General features: G+C 38.1%; 1 protein-coding gene and 1 pseudogene. Both read left to right on the top strand.

Annotated features, from left to right (window positions below; translation table 11 throughout):
- Positions 1 to 498: pseudogene (locus ACIR131C_RS27135) on the top strand (calcium-binding protein); the annotation flags it as partial.
- 150 nt (positions 499 to 648) lie between these two features.
- Positions 649 to 1,470, top strand: coding sequence for an ATP-grasp domain-containing protein (locus ACIR131C_RS23460; protein ID WP_051347635.1), 822 nt, complete (start codon positions 649 to 651; stop codon positions 1,468 to 1,470).
- The last annotated feature ends 57 nt before the right edge of the window (positions 1,471 to 1,527 follow it).

The raw sequence follows: 1,527 nt of genomic DNA, 5'->3' as shown, positions 1-1,527 counted from the left end.
ATTGCTGGTGCTGGAGCAGATAGAATTATCGGTAATGACCTAGATAACCGCTTGGTTGGTGGTGCTGGTAATGATGCTCTGACCAGTGGTGCTGGTAATGATACTCTAGTTGGTGGTGCTGGTAATGACATTCTGACTGGTGGTCTTGGTAATGATGTCTTCAGCTTTACAGGGAATGCTGCATTCACTGTAGCTAGTCAAGGTCTAGATACTATCCAAGACTTTGGTATCGTTAGTGACCAAATATTGTTGAGTAAGTCTGTATTCGCTTCTTTGACCAGTGTTGTTGGTCAAGGATTCAGTGTAGCAAGCGAGTTTGCTGTGGTTGAAGATGATGATTTGGTAGGTACTAGTAACGGACTGATTGTTTATAGCTCTAGCAGTGGTAGTCTTTACTACAACCAAAATGGCACGGCTGCGGGCTTTGGTACTGGTGGTGAGTTTGCTATTCTCGCTACTGTTCCCACTTTGACTGCTAGTAATTTCTCTCTTGTTTAAGGACTAATTAGTTTACTTAATCAGTGACATCTGAGGTGGGGGATGATTCCTAGGTAGCGCTTTGCTATCATCTCCCACTTTTTTTTGTTTCAAGAAAGTATAATATGGTTCATAAGGTATAATCTCCTTACAGCCATTTTTAGGTAGGGCTTGCTGAATAAACATAATAGTCAAGTATATTCCTTTGAACCCGGGGTTAAACACCTGAAAGTATTGAGGGAAAATCTTCAAATTAACGACGTTAAAGCTGAAATTTACGATGTAGCTCTTTCTGATGAAACAAAAGAAGTTCTCTTTCATAACAGAACGATGAAATTTGCAGGACAACTGGAGGCTGTTCTCAATGTCCGTAATAAGGCAAACACAAGACGAGTTCTCAACCAGTTAAGTTCTGTTAACCCAAAATACGCTATTATTCATGACTATGAAAGCTTCAGTAAAAGTTTGAAGACGGTTGGTATCCCTTGTCTGCTTAAACCTTCAGGAGCATCTTTTGGTAGGGGAATATTTAAAATCTCTGCCTATGAAGAAGCAGAAAAAATATTTCAACAGTTCATCGAATATTGTACTCCTAGTAGAGACGAAATTTATTCTTATTTTTCAAATGAATTTCTCCTAGAAGAATATTTAAATGGAACTGAACATTCCGTAGCTGGTATCGTAGCAGATAATCAGGTATACGTATTAGCGATTACCGATAAAAAAATTAATCGAGAAATTCCCTTTCAATACGAGAATATAGTTCCCAGTAAACTCTCGCAAGATATACAGAATCAGATTTTAGAAATATCCCATTTAGCAGTACAACTAATGGGAATAAACTGGTGCGGGTTTCATATAGATTTAATGGTAACTGATCATGGTCTGAGAATTTTAGAAATCGGCGGACGGCTAGGAGGAGAATGTATTAACTCACATCTAATTCCATTAGACATCTCCGAAAAAGAATCAAATTATGGTATAACAAGGTAAAATCGTGCATCTACCCTGAGATTATGAGCAACATAGTTGAGTATATTCATCACAATC

This window comes from Dolichospermum circinale AWQC131C, from assembly GCF_000426905.1.
GTDB lineage: Bacteria > Cyanobacteriota > Cyanobacteriia > Cyanobacteriales > Nostocaceae > Dolichospermum > Dolichospermum circinale.
The sequence above is the reverse complement of the archived record's forward strand: the minus strand, read 5'-3'. Positions and strand labels throughout refer to the sequence as shown.